This window comes from Microbulbifer regidiadema (SeqCode) (genome assembly GCF_052467605.1).
The window spans coordinates 1,513,820-1,530,021 of sequence record NZ_CP174316.1 but is presented as its reverse complement, the minus strand read 5'-3'; the positions used below and the strand labels follow the sequence as shown (position 1 = coordinate 1,530,021).

The following is a 16,202-nucleotide window of genomic DNA, read 5'->3' as shown; positions in this document are numbered from 1 at the left end:
GGTTTATTGATGCCAATTAAGCTTGGGGATTAAATTGGGTGTGTTGTTGCGGATACTAGACTTCTATTTGTTTCGGGGGTGCTGTTACTGCTACCCGCGATGAAATCCTGTGTGCTCTATACTTGTTTTCTTGTCAGTTTTTTAATGGTTGGCTATTTTTGTTGCTTGAGATTTTACTTCCTTGCCCAAAAAAGAGACCACAGGAGTGGGAAGAGAAGAAGTCCGTTTACAAAGAAAGCTTTATTTTAGCTTGTTGGCTCTGTCCCTGGCTATTTTCCTTGTTGCTAATGATTTTACCGCATTTTTTCCTGCATTGCCGGCGATGGAGCATGAGTTTCGCTCGGATATCACAACGACACAGTGGGTCATTAACGGCTATGCCTTGGTTTTTGGTGTATTGATTATCTCAGGTGGCCGACTGGCCGATATGTACGGCAGAAGAAACATCTTTTTGATTGGCACCTTGCTATTTATGGTTTTTTCACTGTTGGGCGGTTTGGCGATCAATATGGAAATGTTGTTGCTATCCCGCGCGCTGATGGGGGTTGGGGGAGCGATGATGTGGCCATCAATCCTGGGTATGACCTATGGTTTGATGGGTGAAAAGCGAGCGGGGTTGGCCGGAGGGGTGGTGATTACTGTATGTGGTATTGCCAACTCGGTAGGCCCTTTGTTAGGTGGGGCTCTGGCGGATTACGCCAGCTGGAGGTGGATCTTCTTTATCAATCTGCCGATATCGGCAATTGCCCTGTATGTTTGTTGGAGAGTTATTCCCGATGATTCCCCAGAGGCTTGTGATGAGCGTATTGACTATGGCGGCATAGTCTTCCTATCGCTGGCTTTATTTGCCCTGCTGCTTGCGTTTGACCTTGTGGTTGATGTCTGTTTTAAAAGTCCGCTGGTGCTGGGTCTTATTGTGGCCTTTTTCCTGTTTATAGGCTTGTTTACCCTAATTGAAAAAATGGTGGGTCAGCAGGCCTTGATTCCACCGGATGTGGCTGGAAATAGGCGGTTTATTTTCGCCGGAATTGCCACCTTGCTAATTTCTGCTCTCTTCTTTGCCGGGCTGTTTTTTATCCCGCAATTCTTAACCAATATTCGCGGTGTATCAGCAGTGAGGGCTGGAATGGGGCTGATCCCAATGATGCTTGCCTTTAGTGTTTTCGCTGGAAAAGTATACGATGTGATAGGGGCTAGGAAGATAGTAGCAGTGGCCACTTTGCTGATGGCGTTGGGTATGTATATTTTATCTCACCTACACAAAGATACTCAGTATATTGCTCTAATTCCTGGTTTGCTGCTACTGGGGGCGGGTATCGGTTTATTTAATTCTACGATTACAACGGTCGCTATTACTGTTGTTGATACCAGCCGAGCAAGTTTGGCGGGTGCAATAATTTTTATGCTGCAAATAGCGGGAGGTGCAGTGGGGTTAGGCCTGAATACCACCATTGTTGCATTGGCAGCTGATATGCCCTCGGGAATCGATACAGCATTTACGCTCAACGCCTGCCTGGCACTATCTGCTTTTGTTATTGGTGTCTTGTTTATTTCAGCAGAAAAAAAGCCCCGCTAGTTAGCGGGGCTTTTCGTCTGGATCAGGCTGTCACTTAGACATTCACTTCCTGGATCTCAGTCGCGGCGATACGCTTGCCTTCTTCGGCAGACTTCTGGAAGTCTTCAATCTGATCGAAGTTCAGGTAGCGGTAGATCTCGCTGGACATGGAGTCCAGGTTCTGTGCGTATTCCTGGTACTCAGCCGGAGTCGGCAGTTTACCCAGGATGGCGCCTACAGAAGCCAGCTCAGCAGAGGTCAGGTACACGTTGGCACCATCGCCCAGACGGTTGGGGAAGTTACGGGTAGAGGTAGACAGTACGGTGGCATTCGGTGCCACACGTGCCTGGTTACCCATACACAGGGAACATCCGGGCATCTCGGTGCGGGCACCGGCAGAGCCGTAGATGTTGTAGTAACCCTCTTCCATCAACTGGTGCTCGTCCATCTTGGTGGGCGGGGAGATCCACATGCGTGTGGAGATGCCACCTTTGTGTTCTTGCAGCAGTTTACCGGCAGCGCGGAAGTGGCCGATGTTGGTCATACAGGAGCCGATAAACACTTCGTCTACCTTGTCGCCAGCAACGTCGGACAGCAGGCGCGCGTCGTCTGGATCGTTAGGAGCACATACGATCGGCTCTTTGATCTCGGCCAGGTCGATCTCGATGACTTCCAGGTACTCGGCGTCGGCGTCCGCTTCCATCAGTTTCGGGTTGGCCAGCCACTCTTCCATGGCGCGCGCGCGGCGCTCCAGGGTGCGCTTGGAGCCGTAACCTTCAGCGATCATCCAGCGCAACAGAGTTACGTTGGAGCGCAGGTACTCAGACATGGTGTCTTCGGACAGCTTGATGGTACAGCCAGCAGCGGAGCGCTCGGCGGAGGCGTCGGACAGCTCGAATGCCTGCTCTACAGTCAAATCATCCAGGCCTTCGATCTCGAGGATACGGCCGGAGAAGATATTTTTCTTGCCTTTCTTCTCAACGGTCAGCAGGCCCTGCTTGATGGCGTAGAGAGGAATGGAATGCACCAGGTCGCGCAGGGTGATGCCGGGCTGCATTTTGCCCTTGAAGCGCACCAGTACAGACTCAGGCATATCCAGCGGCATAACACCGGTAGCGGCGGCGAAAGCTACCAGACCAGAACCTGCCGGGAAGGAGATACCCATGGGGAAGCGGGTGTGGGAGTCACCACCGGTACCTACGGTGTCCGGCAGCAGCATGCGGTTCAGCCAGCTGTGGATGATGCCGTCAGCCGGGCGCAGGGAAACACCGCCACGGTTCATGATGAAGTCCGGCAGGGTGTGCTGGGTGCTGATATCAACGGGCTTGGGATAGGCCGCAGTGTGACAGAAAGACTGCATTACCAGGTCGGCGGAGAAGCCGAGGCAGGCCAGGTCTTTCAGTTCGTCACGGGTCATGGGGCCAGTGGTGTCCTGGGAGCCCACAGTGGTCATTTTCGGCTCGCAGTAGGTGCCCGGACGGATACCTTCAACGCCACAAGCTTTACCAACCATCTTCTGCGCCAGAGTGTAACCCTTGCCGGTGTCGGCAGGTTGCTCAGGCTTGCGGAACAACTCGGAAGGCGCCAGGCCCAGGGCTTCACGGGCTTTGCCGGTCAGGCCGCGGCCGATGATCAGGTTGATACGACCGCCAGCCTGAACTTCGTCCAGCAGTACGTCGGACTTCAGTTGGAATTCAGACAGAACTTTACCGTCTTCAGCCAGGATCTTGCCGTCGTAGGGGCGGATTTCGATAACGTCGCCCATGCCCAGTTCGTCAACGGGGGCTTCGAATACCAGCGCGCCGGCATCTTCCATGGTGTTGTAGAAGATTGGGGCAACTTTACCGCCGATACAAATACCGCCGCCTTTCTTGTTGGGCACGCCCGGCATTTCGTCACCGAAGTACCACAGTACGGAGTTGGTGGCGGACTTACGGGAAGAACCGGTACCCACTACGTCGCCAACGAAAGCAACGGGCAGGCCCTTGGCTTGAACTTCTTCAATCTGCTTCAGCGGACCGGTAACTCCAGCTTCTTCTGGCTCCAGGCCGTCGCGCTTCATTTTGTACATGGCCAGCGCGTGCAGGGGGATGTCCGGACGGGACCAGGCATCCGGTGCCGGAGACAGGTCGTCGGTGTTGGTTTCGCCGGTTACCTTAAATACGGCAACTTTGATGCTCTCGGGCACTTTGTTACGCTTGGTGAACCACTCGGCGTCAGCCCAGGATTGGATGACTGCTTTGGCGAATTCGTTGCCGGCTTTGGCTTTCTCTTCCACGTCGTGGAAGGCGTCAAACATCAGCAGAGTGCCTTTCAGCTGCTCGGCAGCCAGCTCGGCCAGATCTTTGTCATCCAGCAGTTCGACCAGGGTGGAGATGTTGTAGCCGCCCAGCATTTGGCCCAGCAGTTCTACAGCGTGTTTGCGATCGATCAGCGGGGATTCTGCTTCACCTTTGATAATGGCGGACAGAAAGCCAGCTTTTACATAAGCGGCTTCGTCAACGCCCGGCGGAACGCGTTGGGTGAGCAGGTCAACCAGTTCCTGTTCTTCGCCTTTTGGCGGATTTTTCAGCAATTCAACCAGGCCGGCGACTTGCTCGGCGTCCAATGGCTTTGGCGGAATGCCTTGTTCGGCGCGTTCGGCGACGTGTTTGCGATAGGCTTCAAGCACTGATAAGTCCCTCTTGGTGTGTGGGGTGGCACCTACAGCGGGTGGAATTCCCGGTCTATTAACGGTCAGCCGGGATTTTTTTTTCGAGGCCGCTGATGGCGGGGGGCGAATACTACAGGAAAGCCCTAGTTCTGTTAAGTTTATCGAAAAATCAATAAGTTAAGTGAATTGTGACTATTTGCTAGGTGAATTTTGGTGGTTTGGCTGTTGGTGCAGCCCCCCTTTTCTTAGCGGCGGAAACAAAATAGGCTACGCGCAATTTGAAGGCCGCTCGGGCGGCATAAATAGGTTAGTCGGATAGTTAATGTATAAGAAGGTTCGCACACCCTGTATCGGTGTTTGCTCCACGGGAATTGGCGATGATGTTTGCCGTGGCTGCAAGCGCTTTGCGCACGAGGTGATCGACTGGAATGCCTACAGTGAAGAGCAGCGCCGCATTATTGCCGCGAGGCGAGAGGGCTATTTGATCAATGCTGTGCGCAGCCAGCTGGAAATTGTCGATGAGTCGCTGCTGCTTTCCCAGTTGCGTCATCAACAGATCCGCTTTGATGACAACCTGAATGCTTATTGCTGGGTGTTTGAGTTACTCCGCGCTGGCGCCAGCCAGATTGGGGATTTGAGTGCTTATGGGTTGCGCCCCACCGCCGAGGCGCAAGGGGTCACTCTGGTAGAGGTCCGCCGGCGTATTGATGAAGACTTTTACGCGCTATCGGTGGCCTATTACCTGCGCTATATCGCCCCGGGCCTGCAAAAAGACTAAAGGAGCCTCTAAAGAACTCCGCAATATCCACATGGATGTCTCTCCACGCACCGCTGCCTCAGTCTCCCCGGGGCAGTCTCTCTCGTTAGAATTCTATTCCGGTCCGGGTGCCGGCAACCGGGATAGGCTTTTGATGTCATTCTCGGCAGCCACTGCCAGTCGATGGACCTCGGTGTTGTCAGCGGTCAGTATATTTTCAATGTAGCCAATGCCGGGCCTGGAATAAGCGTGACCGACGCATAAGATATGTAAATTAAAAACGAGGGGGAGTGTTGAGCTGTTTGAGGGCTTTCTTTTATTCCTCTGAGGGGGGGCTGGTATGGGATTGACGCTGACTGGCGAGCGCCATCGCATAAAGTTTGCACATCCATACCACAGTAAAAACCAGATGTTCCTGTCAGCTGTATATTGACTCGTTAGTTTTCCAGTTATTGATTTTCACAAAGTGTATTGCTTGATGATAAAAAACCTCTGAATGGTGAATGGGGGGTATGGGTGTTTAATCTTAAAAATCAAAATATTTCTATTACGTGAGAGTGGGTGGGGCAAAAAACTGTCCTGAATTAATGTCTCACAGTTCAAATTTAGGTTTTTAGGTGGTCAAGCTTAATTCGCTGAGTTAAATTTAGGGATGTTTTGGCGATAGGTATTGCCATATCTATTAATCTTTTAAGGTTTCTCGCTGAAAGGAATTTATTGCGGCTATTGAATTGCACTTTTCCTGTGACAATACTTCGGACACTTTTATGCCGCAATTGCCCCGTAATCGCTGTAGCGACCATAAATGTAGCTGACTTTTTCACAGCTTCGGTCCAGACCTAAGCTGCTAAAAATCCTATTCATCAGATGCTGGTTGAACTTGCGGCGCTTCCAGCTGGCGATTGAGATAACTGTAGGTGCATCTGTCTGCGTCTCTCTGCGATCTTCAAATTTCAGCAAATCCAGCGCTGTCAGCGACGCATTAACATGAAGGTTTATGGCTTCCTTTCGCACGGATTGGCAGTGAGTTAATCCGGTGTATTGCTTCGCATCCCTGAATAATAACTCTATTTGAAATCTTGATTTGTAGTACGAGACCAATTTCATTGCATCTAAATTCGTATCTGTAGAATACAGTAACGCACTTCCTTTTTTATCGTCATCGATAGGCTTGAGTAGCACCACGCGTATGGCGCGTTTTAAAAATTTGGCGTGTACCACCTTCGTGTAGATTTTAACTTTAGCATCAAAAGTTCCAGCAAAATCAAAACGGCATAAATCTTCAAGGTCAACTTTTCCGTCAAACGGTTTAGGGCGTCCCTGACCGTTGTAGAGTTATTGTCAATTCTGGTGTTCAGCAGGTTTGATCAGGCGGCGCTCTGGTCAGCGGTTGGCACCTCTTCTCCATCTTTGAATTTCACTCCGGTGATGGCCTTCGCAAGGTAGTCAAAGCCTCGAAGCTTTCTCCATTTTCCTTCCGCGCACATCCCGAGCTTGAACAGCATATGCAGCATCCCTTCTCTTGATAGACAGCCTTTCGAACGCTTGGTCCGGTGCCGTATCGTCCCGAACGTCGACTCAATCGGGTTCGTTGTTCGGATACTCTGCCGGTGTTTTGCCGGGAAGTCGTAGAACAACACTTCGGACAGTTTTGAGGGGAAAATTGGGGGGCGTGGTGCTGGAATCCATGGGTGGAGACTGAGAGAATAAGGTTTACGAAGTCTGATTAACGCAGTAACCGCCCATGGAAGACACAATTAAAACAGTTGGCTCTTTATGGATTCCGGGGAGCTCTAGATTTGAGACATCATCAATGGAATCAGTAGCCGAATGTCTGTAAAACAGACTCATGATGAAATTTCATGATCTCCTCGATAATGCAAAATGCTACGAACAGATACGGCAGTATCGCTGGCCCGATGGTGTGTGCTGTCCTCATTGTTTGAGCCAGGATGTTACCCGACAAGGAAAGGATGATACACAACCTGAGAAGCAGCGCTATCGCTGTAAAGATTGCCAGCGGCGTTTTGACGATCTGACGTTATCAGTCTTTTCGGGGCACCATCAGCCTCTAAAGGTCTGGGTGCACTGCTTATACCTCATGTCATTGAATCTATCCAATTTGCAGATCAGCAAAGAGCTCGATCTGAACAAAGATGATGTTCATAAAATGACTCAGCAGCTCAGGGAAGCCGTTTGTGACAAAGCCCCTGATGCCTCCCTTGAGGGAGAGGTAGAGTGTGACGAGGTCTATATTGTTGCAGGCCACAAAGGGCGCCTGAAGCAGTTAAAAAAAGGCCGTAGCGGACGGCGGAACCGACTGAGAGGTGCTCGTGGGTGAGGTACCCTGGAAAAGGAAAAGCCTCCCATTTTTGGCATGGTTCAGAGAGGCGGGCAGGTTGCAATACGTATGCTTGAAAATGTAAAGCAAGCAACGATTCAACCGCTTATCGAAAGCACTATCGTTTCGGGCACTCTGGTCTACACGGATGAATACAATATTTATGACCGCTTAGAGGAGTGGGGTTATACCCACAAGTCTGTTTGCCATAGTGTGGGTGAGTATGCCAGGGATGAAGATGGCGACGGTTTTCATGAGGTTCATGTTAATACTATGGAAGGTTTCTGGTCATTGTTACGATCCTGGTTACGTCCTCATCGCGGTATATCGCAAGAAAAACTTCCACTATATCTTAGCTTCTTTGAGTGTCTGCACAATCTAAGGCGCCGAGGAAAATCGGCCATTTCCGGGCTTTTTAATTTGTTGCTGGGGTAGCTCCCCGGAATCCATAAAGAGCCTAAGTATTTATCACTATTACGAGCCCAAAACCTCCCTAGATATGTGAAAGAATTTTCATTTCGTCATACTGCTGCCAATATTGAAACTGTCGATTTCATCTCTTCGATAAGCGGCAGAATCAATGATTAACGGTTGACATATAAATATTATATAAAGTAGTATAGGCAAAATGAGAGTGATCGAATTCGATCAGTTAACGGAAGCTGCAATGATGTACTGAAATTTATCACTAAATTAAACTTCGAACAATACACAAGTATTGCACATATTTCTTACCTTTAAGCGACATGCAGGTAAATGACGAAAAATCATTTATAGCGGCAATACCAACCTAAGAAAAACCGCACAGCTTCTATGACAGTTAATTACCTAACTACAAATAAGAAGCTAGCCTGCTTTAATATGTACCTGAGAAATTTATGAAAAAGAAACTAGTATTCATTCACATTGAGAAAACAGCTGGCAACAGTATCCGAAAAGCCTTAAAAGGAATTGAACATATCGATATTGGCCATTCAACACCAGCCAAAAAAAATCTTCTCGGTGCTGATTATTTTAGATTCTGCTTTGTGCGTAATCCTTTATCGCGTTTGCGGAGTGCCTTCTATCATTTGGTGGAAATAGAAGGATCTATCACCGACGACGATTCAACTATTGCAAAAAGAAGAAAGAATCTTCGAGACCAGTACGGCAATGATTATATCGCGTTCATCAAAGATGAAGGCTATAAGAAACATAAAATCAGTCACTTTTTTCCTCAAACAAAAAAAACTCATTATAATGGCGAAAAGGTTGTTGATTTTATAGGGAGAGTCGAAGATATTGGTGAGGACTGGAAAGCCTTAGCAAAGGAAATCGATATAAAATTACCTGATCTTAAAAAATTGAATCGAACAAAGAACCCAGCATATAAAAACATCGTATTGCACATCCCCGAAGATGCGTATGAAAAAGTTGTCAATTATTATAAAGACGACTTTCAAAATTATGGCTATAGCTGGTAATCTACACGATAAGTCGGTAGTGGCTGATTAAGTATATAGCCCTCAATGAGGCTGCTAAGTGTTCGGGGATTGACCTTTGGGACGAGCACTAAGCAGCCACCATTTTGATGACACTTTCACAATTAAGGAACCTCTGATCAATCAGGTATTTTTCTAGAATTAAGCTGAACTGCTTAAAAATGCACCTTATTACGCGAAAATGCTTAATTTTCGTGTAATAGCCCCCTGATTTTTCACCTAAAATCCGCAATAGGCGAATTTCAGGCGTACCACCCCTGGGTAGCCAAGTATTTTCTCCCTATCAGTAAGTTGGTGAAGCCTGCTAGCAAGCACAGCCGCTCGGTATTTTTCAGCAGCCCTCGATAGCGGACCTTGTCATAGCCAAATACCCGCTTGATGTAGCGAAAGGGATGCTCGACCTTGGCTCTTATCTGCGCCTTAATCTTTTCCGCCTTACGGAGTTCACCACGCCCTGGAAGAGTTTTTAGCTTGCTCGGCTTCATTGCTATTAACCCGGCGGGCATCTAGTGATGATATAATGCAGACATGAAAAAAGAAGATGCACGCACGCTCTCCGCTTCTGCTAAAGAAGAAAAACGTAAGCAAGCCATTCGGCTTCGCAAAAATGGCTACTCCTACAAAAGAATTGCCGACCTTGTTGGTGTCCATTTTGAAACCATTGGAAAATGGTATCGAGCATATCTTGCTCATGGCACCCAAGGAATTTCAGCCAAAACGCTGGGGCGAAAGCCTGGAACCGGTCGCCTACTCTCAGAAGAGCAAGAGAAAGCTATCAAGCAATTGATTATCGATAAACGTCCGGATCAAATGAAGCTGACTTATGCACTCTGGACGAGACAAGCTGTTCAGCTGCTGATCAAGCAAGAATTTAATATCAAAATAGCCGTCAGAACTGTTGGTGACCTACTAGCTCGCTGGGGGTTTACACCACAAAAACCTCTCAGGCGCGCTTATGAACAATGCCCAACTCGCGTAGAATCTTGGCTGGAGGTGGAGTATCCAAGAATTCTGAAAAAGGCGAAGAAGGAAAAGGCTGAAATCTACTGGGGTGACGAAACAGGCGTACGCTCTGATTGCCAGTATGGACGAGGGTATGCTCTTAAGGGAAGAACACCTGTCATTCAGCTAAATACTAAACGCGTTTCATGCAATATGATCTCAGCCATTACCAATCAAGGAAAGGTGCGTTTTCAAATTTACGACGGTAGCATGAATGCAGATCGCCTGATTGAATTTATGAGGCGCCTGACAAAAGACGCAAAACGTAAAGTTATTTTGATTCTGGACAATTTGCGCGTGCATCATGCAAAAGTGGTGAAAGCTTGGTTGAAAGATCAAGTGGATCAGATAGAGGTATTCTATTTGCCGCCATATTCACCGGAGCTCAATCCAGATGAATATTTGAATTGTGATTTAAAGGTTGGCGTGCGCAGCACTTCACCAGCACGAAATGCTAAGCAGTTTAAGAAGAAAATTATATCGCATATGTGGATACTGCAAAAAACACCTAAGCGGGTTGCTGCTTACTTCAAGCATAAGAAAATCAATTATGCGGCGCAGTAAGCCAATCTATATTTCCGCCGGGTTAATATGTACCAATCCAGATCTCGCTCTTTTAACGCTTCGCGCTTCTCCACACCAATGTATCCAGAATCACCCCAGACTCTTTTTTCCTCGCCGTGGAGGATTCGCTCTGTAGCTGCCACATCATGCGAATTTGCGGCTGTTGTATCTATGCTATGTATTACTCCGGCCACATCATCAACTCCAATATGCATTTTCATACCAAAATACCATTGCCCCCTTTTTTTGTCTGATGCATCTCTGGATCTCGGGCCTTTTCACGATTTTTGGTGGGGCTGGGCGCATTGATAATCGCTGCATCCACGATACTGCCTTCTTTTAGCTGCATGCCGAGTTCCTTGAGGTGGCTATTTATCTCTTCAAAGAGCTGGCGGCCAAGCTGATGTGCTTCAAGTAGGTGGCGGAAGTTAAGGATGGTGGTAACTACTCACCCCCTACCGATTTAAATACGGCCCGAAAGCGCCATCTGAATTGCAATCAAAGGGTTGTGGCCTTTGTTAGCCATAGTTTGTAAATAGCTCGAAATGCGACAATAGGCCTGTGCATAGTGTGCCGCTCGAAAACAACCAGATACTTTTTGCTTAACCTTTGACATGCGCAGGTCCCTTTCCGCACGATTGTTGGTAAAGGAGACGTGGCTCTCTTTGGCAAACAATAAAACCGCCATTTCGTAATTTTTCAAGCGTTCCCATAGATTATGCGCATCGGTCTTCGCCATTTTGCCGCGCTGGCCTTTGGGTTTAGCTGGAATCTCGGGTAATTCCTGCTCACCTCTAGCAATAATTTCCCGATACTGCTGTTGTAGAACAGCGTATTCCTTTTTAATCAGTTTTTTGCGTTTTCTCACCGAGACTGTTTTGCAGGTGGCTTGCAGTAAGCGTTTCATATCATTCGCCCACTCATACCCATTGGCATCAACGATAAAGGTCAATTCACGCAACAAATGCGAGCCACACAGGCCATGCCCACAGTGGATATAAGACAAATACGAGGCCCAGCAGTCATGAATAATGACGCCCCCATAGCGTGGTATGATATCAATGTGTTCAATTGCTTCCTTACCGCGACTTCGGTGTAAAAACTTGAGGGTAATATCGCCGGAGGCATACACATGAATCCAATGATTCTTTTGCTCGACCCTCAGGGAGGTTTCATCTACGTTGAGCGAGGGATTTTGCAATAATTCCTCAAGAGCTGATTGCTCCCAGTCCGCCAGGGCTTCATGTAGTCGCAGGACAAATTTCAACAGAGTAGCTTCTGAGATCACTTGCCCGATCATGGCTTTAACCGCCTTCTGCACCCGATTTAAGGCGATCATTTGACAGACCAACAGGTTGATCGCGTAGGCTTTCAGGCCATTGCCGTATTGCAATGGTCCCGCCATATCGGCAGGGAACTCGCCTTTCACGGTATGGGTGCAAGTGGGGCAGGCTTTTACTTCGGCATCGACATGCTCGACTACTTTTTCAAACTGAATATCAATACGAGTGCGTCGTTCATGACTTAAGCACGGGGCGCTTGTTAGGTCTTCGCCGCAGTCACTGCAGTAGCGGACTTCGCTGATGGAGATAGTTTCTGTGATGCGATGGTTGTCAGCGGCCTGAACGGCTTCTGTTTTCCCTTGCCTTTATGGGGCAATGCGGATTCATCTTTGTCCGTTTGGGAGGATGGCTTGCTGGAGTTTTTATTCGTCTTGGCCGTTTTTTTCTCCAGAAAAATGGCGAGTATCAACTCTAGCAGAGTAAACACGCTTTGCAGCAGCAGACGACTTTCCTGGCTTAACAACTTCTCGGCACACTGGCGCTGGAACTCGGCTTTTAGGCGATCCATTTCCTCGCGCACAGAAGTTTTGTTAATGTTGGCCATAACCGAAAAGTGAACCCGTTATCTCGAAGGTGTAGGATATCACAAATTTTGGCGTGTCTCAGATCGTTGCGAATAACAATAAAGCGAGTTTGCTTAGAGCATTTGTCTCAGCTTTTCTGTTTCTTTGCTTTAAAAAATCTGATAGTTTTTTTGATGAGGTGGCAGTTAGGGGTGAGTAGTTACTTTTTGGATTACTCACAGAGAAGCAGTTGCGCCGAGGGGTATTCACCTCAGTCAAGGAGTTGGAAACGGCTATCGTGAAATTTATTGAAACACATAATGAAGCCAAGAAATCTTTTGTGTGGACGAAATCTGCTGAGGAAATTTTATTGAAAGTGGAGCGTGCACGCCAAGCACTCTCAAATCAGCAATCTATTTAATACAGCACACTAGTGTAGTGTATTAAATAGATTGCTGATATATAATGTGAGCTTAATTTAGCGATTAAGTGAAGACCAATGCCAGCTTAAGTTGAAATCAATTTATCACCGGAAGAAAAAAAGCAGTTAGAAAAGAATATAAAAAGTCGAAAAATATCGGTGAGATTAGCTGAGCGGTCAAAGATTATTTTGCTCGCTGCCAAGCAGGTTCCCAACTACCAAATTGCGAAAAAGTTAAGCATTGATGTCAATACGGTGGGCCGATGGCGTAATCGTTTTGCAGAAAAGCGTCTGGCAGGTATAGAGAAGGATTTGCCCAGGGGGGCTAATCATGGCGGTAAGAATTCAGAAGAGCAGGCAAAACTCCGCTCGAAAATTATCAAGATGACGACAGGAAGTAAGCCAAAGGATGGGACACACTGGACAACGCGAGGCATGGCGAAAGTCTTAGGAATTAACCACTCTTTTGTCAGCAGGGTATGGCAGGAAGTGGGCCTTAAGCCTCATCTAACCGAAAAGTTCAAGATGAGTAACGATCCTGCTTTTGAAGAAAAATTATGCGATGTTGTTGGCTTGTATATGTCACCGCCAGAAAATGCTGTTGTCTTTTGTGTGGATGAAAAAAGCTCGATTCAGGCCCTGGATCGGACACAGCCTGGACTACCCATGAAACCGGGGCGGTGTGGCACCATGACCCATGATTATAAACGTCACGGGACAAGCACTCTTTTTGCCGCCCTTAATACGCTGACTGGTGAGGTCATAGGTGAGTGTAGAAAGCGCCATCGTCATCAGGAGTTCTTAGGCTTTTTAAAGACCGTAGAAAAGCAAACACCCAAAGAACAGGATCTTCATCTTATCGTCGATAATTACGCGACTCACAAGCATGAAAATGTAAAGCGCTGGCTCAAGAGAAACAAACGAGTTCATCTTCATTTTATTCCGACCAGTTCATCCTGGCTAAATCTGGTGGAAAGATTTTTTGGATTACTTACAGAGAAGCAGTTGCGCCGAGGGGTATTCACCTCAGTCAAGGAGTTGGAAACGGCTATCGTGAAATTTATTGAAACACATAATGAAGCCAAGAAAGCTTTTGTGTGGACGAAATCTGCTGAGGAAATTTTATTGAAAGTGGAGCGTGCACGCCAAGCACTCTCAAATCAGCAATCTATTTAATACGGTACACTAGATGAAGCTCGACTCTGGAAGCGAATGCCTTTTGTCTCATTGCAATGGGCAATTACCTGGCAAGTCCTGGGGGAGCCACAGCACGCGGCTCAAATTTTAGATCAGCTGCTGGAGCATTCCGAAGAAAAAGTTGTGCATGCAGCGGAGCAAATCAAGCAATTGAATGCGCTTGAAGGCGAGTGCCCGGAGCAGGTATATCTCGAATGCGAGGAAGAGTTAGGCCTGTTGGTTACAACCTATGCGCGAGCAATTCGCGAGGTTGAACATTTTGGCGATCAGGAACCCGGCTTTTATGAGCTTGTTGACCGTCAGTTTGTTAGCGTCGACGATAATCGCCGGTATTCCGCTGTGTTCGGTAAGCTCAATGACTTTTTGCTGGATGTACTGCAAAAGCGCAAGGTGCAGGCGGAAGAGGCGAGGCAACTGACTGAGGAGCGGGCACTACAAAAAGCTCAAGAAGCTGAGGCTGCGCAACTGGCGGTAGAAAAAGCAACGGCACAGGCAATGGCGGTACAGGATAGTGCGTCATCCATCATGCAGCTGCAATTGCAGTTAACTACAGGTCTCTTGAGTCGCGATGTAGACCAGGTGGCTCAGGTAATACATCAGGCACTCGGTGCAGATGAGGCCTCCGATGCTGCACTCAAAGCGCAGTTGATCAAGACCGTGGCCACTACTATCGCTCCACACTTTTTCACTGCTGCACTGCCTTGGGATTCACAGCTTTCCATGCTGGCGACCGTTTTGACTTATGCAGATGCCACTACCTTCACAGAATGCTCGGATGATTTTCTGGAGGCGGCGGCGTTTGCTGCGCAAATTACGGCTTCCCCCCTGTTTGATGATTTACTGCAACAGCGCATTGATCGTCAGGGGGCGGTCGATACCGCTCGGTTGCAGCAAAAAACGGTCTTTTTTCAAGGCAATTATGCCGATGCCTCTGCCTTTGACCTCGGTGATGAGTCCCCGGTTGAGATGGCATTTTATACAGCATTGAGTGCTGCCTTATCGGGCAATATGGATAAGGCGGCGGCGACACTTGAGGGGGTTGATGCTTCTGGCTTTACCCCCAGCTTTGCCAATTTTGAGTTGTTGCAGGGGCTGGTAACAGGGTATGCCACTTTGATGGCTCAGTTAGCCGATTTTCAGCCAGCTATAGAGAGGGCGCTGATGGGGGTATCCCACCGCTGAGGTGCAAGCGGGGATCGGCGATCTGGCGCAGGTGGCTCGCACAGGGGGCTGCTGCCCTCGGAGCCGGGTCCCAGCTTGAAGCTGGGGCCGCTATTGGCAGAGGGTAGGCGTGGGGAAGTGTATCGGATTGACCTCAACGCTGCTGGCGCAAAAATACCCGTAGCGCTGGCAGAAACGGTTCATTGGCGATGGCCAAATCCCGCCTCTGTCGCCGCCGGCTCAGACTCGGCTGGTGATCGACCCGGGTAAATTCGGGTAGCTGCCCGGCCTCATTGGCCTCTACCAGTACCGGCATAGAGGAGTAGCCGACTTGGTGGTACTCCTCTTCCTCATCCTGGCCATAAAAGATTTCGGCAACCTGAAGGTTGGGGCGGCTCTGTATCTGTACCTGGCGCAAATCTTCCTGTTGGCTTTTGTGCAGTCCGGCCAGCAGTTGGCGCTGATACTGGATGCCCGGATCGGCTCCCTGGGGGTCCAGCTGCACCAGCTTCTTTTCACACCACTTCACCGTGACTTTGCGAATGGACTTGCGCGCTTTGATCCACGACAGGGTAAGGGCGTCGGGGCGCTTCGGGCACATCAGCACTAGGCGATAGCACTGGCGCAGATGCGCGCGAGGATACCCCGCATCCGCAAGGATTTCCCGTACGGTGCGATCCTGTTCGGCTACCGGCCGCTCGGCCAGGGCGCTGCGAAGTTCGGCAATAGCCTCGGCAAAGCGCTCTTTGTGGTGGTTGAGTTGTTGTGCGCACCCCAGCGTCTTGGCCGGTACTGCCAGCAGGCCGGGCACCTGCAAGGTGGCGCGAGCATCCCCCCCAGCGCTGATGGGTTCCAGGTAGTCGAGTTGTGAATAGAGGGCGCCAGATAGTGAGTAGGGGCGCTCAAAAGTCTGGTTGAGGCTCAGGGCTGCGTCCTGCGCGAAGGGCGGCTGGAGTAGATAGTGCTGCCAGGGTTTCTCCGCATTTTGCAGGAGTTCCAGGGATTCTCTCAGGGTTTGGGCGGCGCCATGGAGGTTTTCCAGTAGCGGGGGTATGGCTTTTGCCTGGGTTTGGTAGTCATTCATCAGATAGGCCGGATAATAGGTCACTTTTATATTAATGCACTTAATAAATCGTTATCAATAGAGGGTGCTTTTATGCTGATAGCCCTCCCGGCGGGTTACCTGTAGAGCCTGTCAGCAGAGGGGGGAGGCTTACTGGTCGT

General features: G+C 48.9%; 13 protein-coding genes and 4 pseudogenes. 9 read left to right on the top strand and 8 right to left on the bottom strand.

Annotation, left to right across the window (positions count from 1 at the left end; translation table 11 throughout):
• Positions 1 to 205 precede the first annotated feature (205 nt).
• Positions 206 to 1,576 carry an MFS transporter gene (locus ACJJIF_RS07410; RefSeq protein WP_444931585.1) on the top strand — a complete coding sequence of 457 codons (1,371 nt, stop codon included), beginning with the start codon at positions 206 to 208 and terminating at the stop codon, positions 1,574 to 1,576.
• Between the two features lie 34 nt (positions 1,577 to 1,610).
• Here ACJJIF_RS07410 and acnB read toward each other — a convergent pair whose 3' ends face one another.
• Entirely contained in the window at positions 1,611 to 4,226 is a 2,616-nt protein-coding gene (acnB, locus tag ACJJIF_RS07405; RefSeq protein WP_444931584.1) for a bifunctional aconitate hydratase 2/2-methylisocitrate dehydratase, read from the bottom strand.
• Positions 4,227 to 4,530: 304 nt separating this feature from the next.
• On the opposite strand from acnB, the gene ACJJIF_RS07400 reads away from it, so the two are divergent.
• Entirely contained in the window at positions 4,531 to 4,986 is a 456-nt protein-coding gene (locus ACJJIF_RS07400) for a DUF1289 domain-containing protein (RefSeq protein WP_444931583.1), read from the top strand.
• A 744-nt stretch (positions 4,987 to 5,730) separates the two neighbouring features.
• Here the strand turns inward: ACJJIF_RS07400 and ACJJIF_RS07395 are convergent.
• Together ACJJIF_RS07395 and ACJJIF_RS07390 are read right to left on the bottom strand one after the other, a co-directional pair.
• On the bottom strand, positions 5,731 to 6,186 hold the full coding sequence (locus ACJJIF_RS07395; RefSeq protein WP_444931582.1) for a transposase: 456 nt from the start codon (positions 6,184 to 6,186) through the stop codon (positions 5,731 to 5,733).
• A gap of 146 nt (positions 6,187 to 6,332) precedes the next feature.
• A pseudogene (locus ACJJIF_RS07390) lies at positions 6,333 to 6,599 on the bottom strand (IS256 family transposase); the annotation flags it as partial.
• Positions 6,600 to 6,817: 218 nt separating this feature from the next.
• Here ACJJIF_RS07390 and ACJJIF_RS07385 point away from each other — a divergent pair.
• From ACJJIF_RS07385 to ACJJIF_RS07375, 3 genes are all read left to right on the top strand, one after another.
• On the top strand, positions 6,818 to 7,306 hold the full coding sequence (locus ACJJIF_RS07385) for an IS1/IS1595 family N-terminal zinc-binding domain-containing protein (protein ID WP_444931581.1): 489 nt from the start codon (positions 6,818 to 6,820) through the stop codon (positions 7,304 to 7,306).
• Positions 7,307 to 7,312: 6 nt separating this feature from the next.
• Entirely contained in the window at positions 7,313 to 7,741 is a 429-nt protein-coding gene (locus tag ACJJIF_RS07380) for an IS1595 family transposase (protein WP_444932326.1), read from the top strand.
• 443 nt (positions 7,742 to 8,184) lie between these two features.
• A complete protein-coding gene (locus ACJJIF_RS07375; RefSeq protein ID WP_444931580.1) occupies positions 8,185 to 8,769 on the top strand; it encodes a sulfotransferase family 2 domain-containing protein in 585 nt (194 codons plus the stop codon).
• Between the two features lie 260 nt (positions 8,770 to 9,029).
• On the opposite strand, the pseudogene ACJJIF_RS07370 reads toward ACJJIF_RS07375, so the two are convergent.
• Positions 9,030 to 9,230, bottom strand: a pseudogene (locus tag ACJJIF_RS07370) (transposase); the annotation flags it as partial.
• An 85-nt stretch (positions 9,231 to 9,315) separates the two neighbouring features.
• On the opposite strand from ACJJIF_RS07370, the gene ACJJIF_RS07365 reads away from it, so the two are divergent.
• Positions 9,316 to 10,353, top strand: a complete 1,038-nt coding sequence (locus ACJJIF_RS07365; protein ID WP_444931579.1) for an IS630 family transposase — start codon at positions 9,316 to 9,318, stop codon at positions 10,351 to 10,353.
• A gap of 17 nt (positions 10,354 to 10,370) precedes the next feature.
• On the opposite strand, the pseudogene ACJJIF_RS07360 reads toward ACJJIF_RS07365, so the two are convergent.
• The 3 genes and pseudogenes from ACJJIF_RS07360 to ACJJIF_RS07350 form a co-directional block, all read right to left on the bottom strand.
• Positions 10,371 to 10,795, bottom strand: a pseudogene (locus ACJJIF_RS07360) (IS5 family transposase); the annotation flags it as partial.
• 21 nt (positions 10,796 to 10,816) lie between these two features.
• Complete coding sequence (gene tnpC / locus ACJJIF_RS07355) at positions 10,817 to 11,938, bottom strand: IS66 family transposase (RefSeq protein ID WP_444932325.1); 1,122 nt, start codon at positions 11,936 to 11,938, stop codon at positions 10,817 to 10,819.
• Positions 11,896 to 12,240 carry a hypothetical protein gene (locus ACJJIF_RS07350; protein ID WP_444931578.1) on the bottom strand — a complete coding sequence of 115 codons (345 nt, stop codon included), beginning with the start codon at positions 12,238 to 12,240 and terminating at the stop codon, positions 11,896 to 11,898. Before ACJJIF_RS07350 ends, tnpC begins: the two co-directional genes overlap by 43 nt.
• Before the next feature lie 185 nt (positions 12,241 to 12,425).
• On the opposite strand from ACJJIF_RS07350, the pseudogene ACJJIF_RS07345 reads away from it, so the two are divergent.
• The 3 genes and pseudogenes from ACJJIF_RS07345 to ACJJIF_RS07335 all read left to right on the top strand — a co-directional run.
• Positions 12,426 to 12,620: pseudogene (locus ACJJIF_RS07345) on the top strand (IS630 family transposase); the annotation flags it as partial.
• A gap of 96 nt (positions 12,621 to 12,716) precedes the next feature.
• Positions 12,717 to 13,796, top strand: a complete 1,080-nt coding sequence (locus ACJJIF_RS07340) for an IS630 family transposase (protein ID WP_444932324.1) — start codon at positions 12,717 to 12,719, stop codon at positions 13,794 to 13,796.
• Between the two features lie 36 nt (positions 13,797 to 13,832).
• Entirely contained in the window at positions 13,833 to 14,999 is a 1,167-nt protein-coding gene (locus ACJJIF_RS07335; RefSeq protein WP_444931577.1) for a hypothetical protein, read from the top strand.
• A gap of 133 nt (positions 15,000 to 15,132) precedes the next feature.
• Here the strand turns inward: ACJJIF_RS07335 and ACJJIF_RS07330 are convergent, their stop codons facing one another.
• Positions 15,133 to 16,062, bottom strand: a complete 930-nt coding sequence (locus ACJJIF_RS07330) for a hypothetical protein (protein WP_444931576.1) — start codon at positions 16,060 to 16,062, stop codon at positions 15,133 to 15,135.
• Positions 16,063 to 16,202: the final 140 nt, after the last annotated feature.

Bases quoted from the DNA above. Each gene is read 5' to 3' on its own strand.
- ACJJIF_RS07400 (WP_444931583.1), top strand. From the start codon at position 4,531: ATGTATAAGAAGGTTCGCACACCCTGTATCGGTGTTTGCTCCACGGGA.
- ACJJIF_RS07385 (WP_444931581.1), top strand. From the start codon at position 6,818: ATGAAATTTCATGATCTCCTCGATAATGCAAAATGCTACGAACAGATA.
- ACJJIF_RS07375 (WP_444931580.1), top strand. From the start codon at position 8,185: ATGAAAAAGAAACTAGTATTCATTCACATTGAGAAAACAGCTGGCAAC.
- ACJJIF_RS07365 (WP_444931579.1), top strand. From the start codon at position 9,316: ATGAAAAAAGAAGATGCACGCACGCTCTCCGCTTCTGCTAAAGAAGAA.
- ACJJIF_RS07350 (WP_444931578.1), bottom strand. From the start codon at position 12,240: ATGGCCAACATTAACAAAACTTCTGTGCGCGAGGAAATGGATCGCCTA.
- ACJJIF_RS07335 (WP_444931577.1), top strand. From the start codon at position 13,833: ATGCCTTTTGTCTCATTGCAATGGGCAATTACCTGGCAAGTCCTGGGG.
- ACJJIF_RS07330 (WP_444931576.1), bottom strand. From the start codon at position 16,062: ATGAATGACTACCAAACCCAGGCAAAAGCCATACCCCCGCTACTGGAA.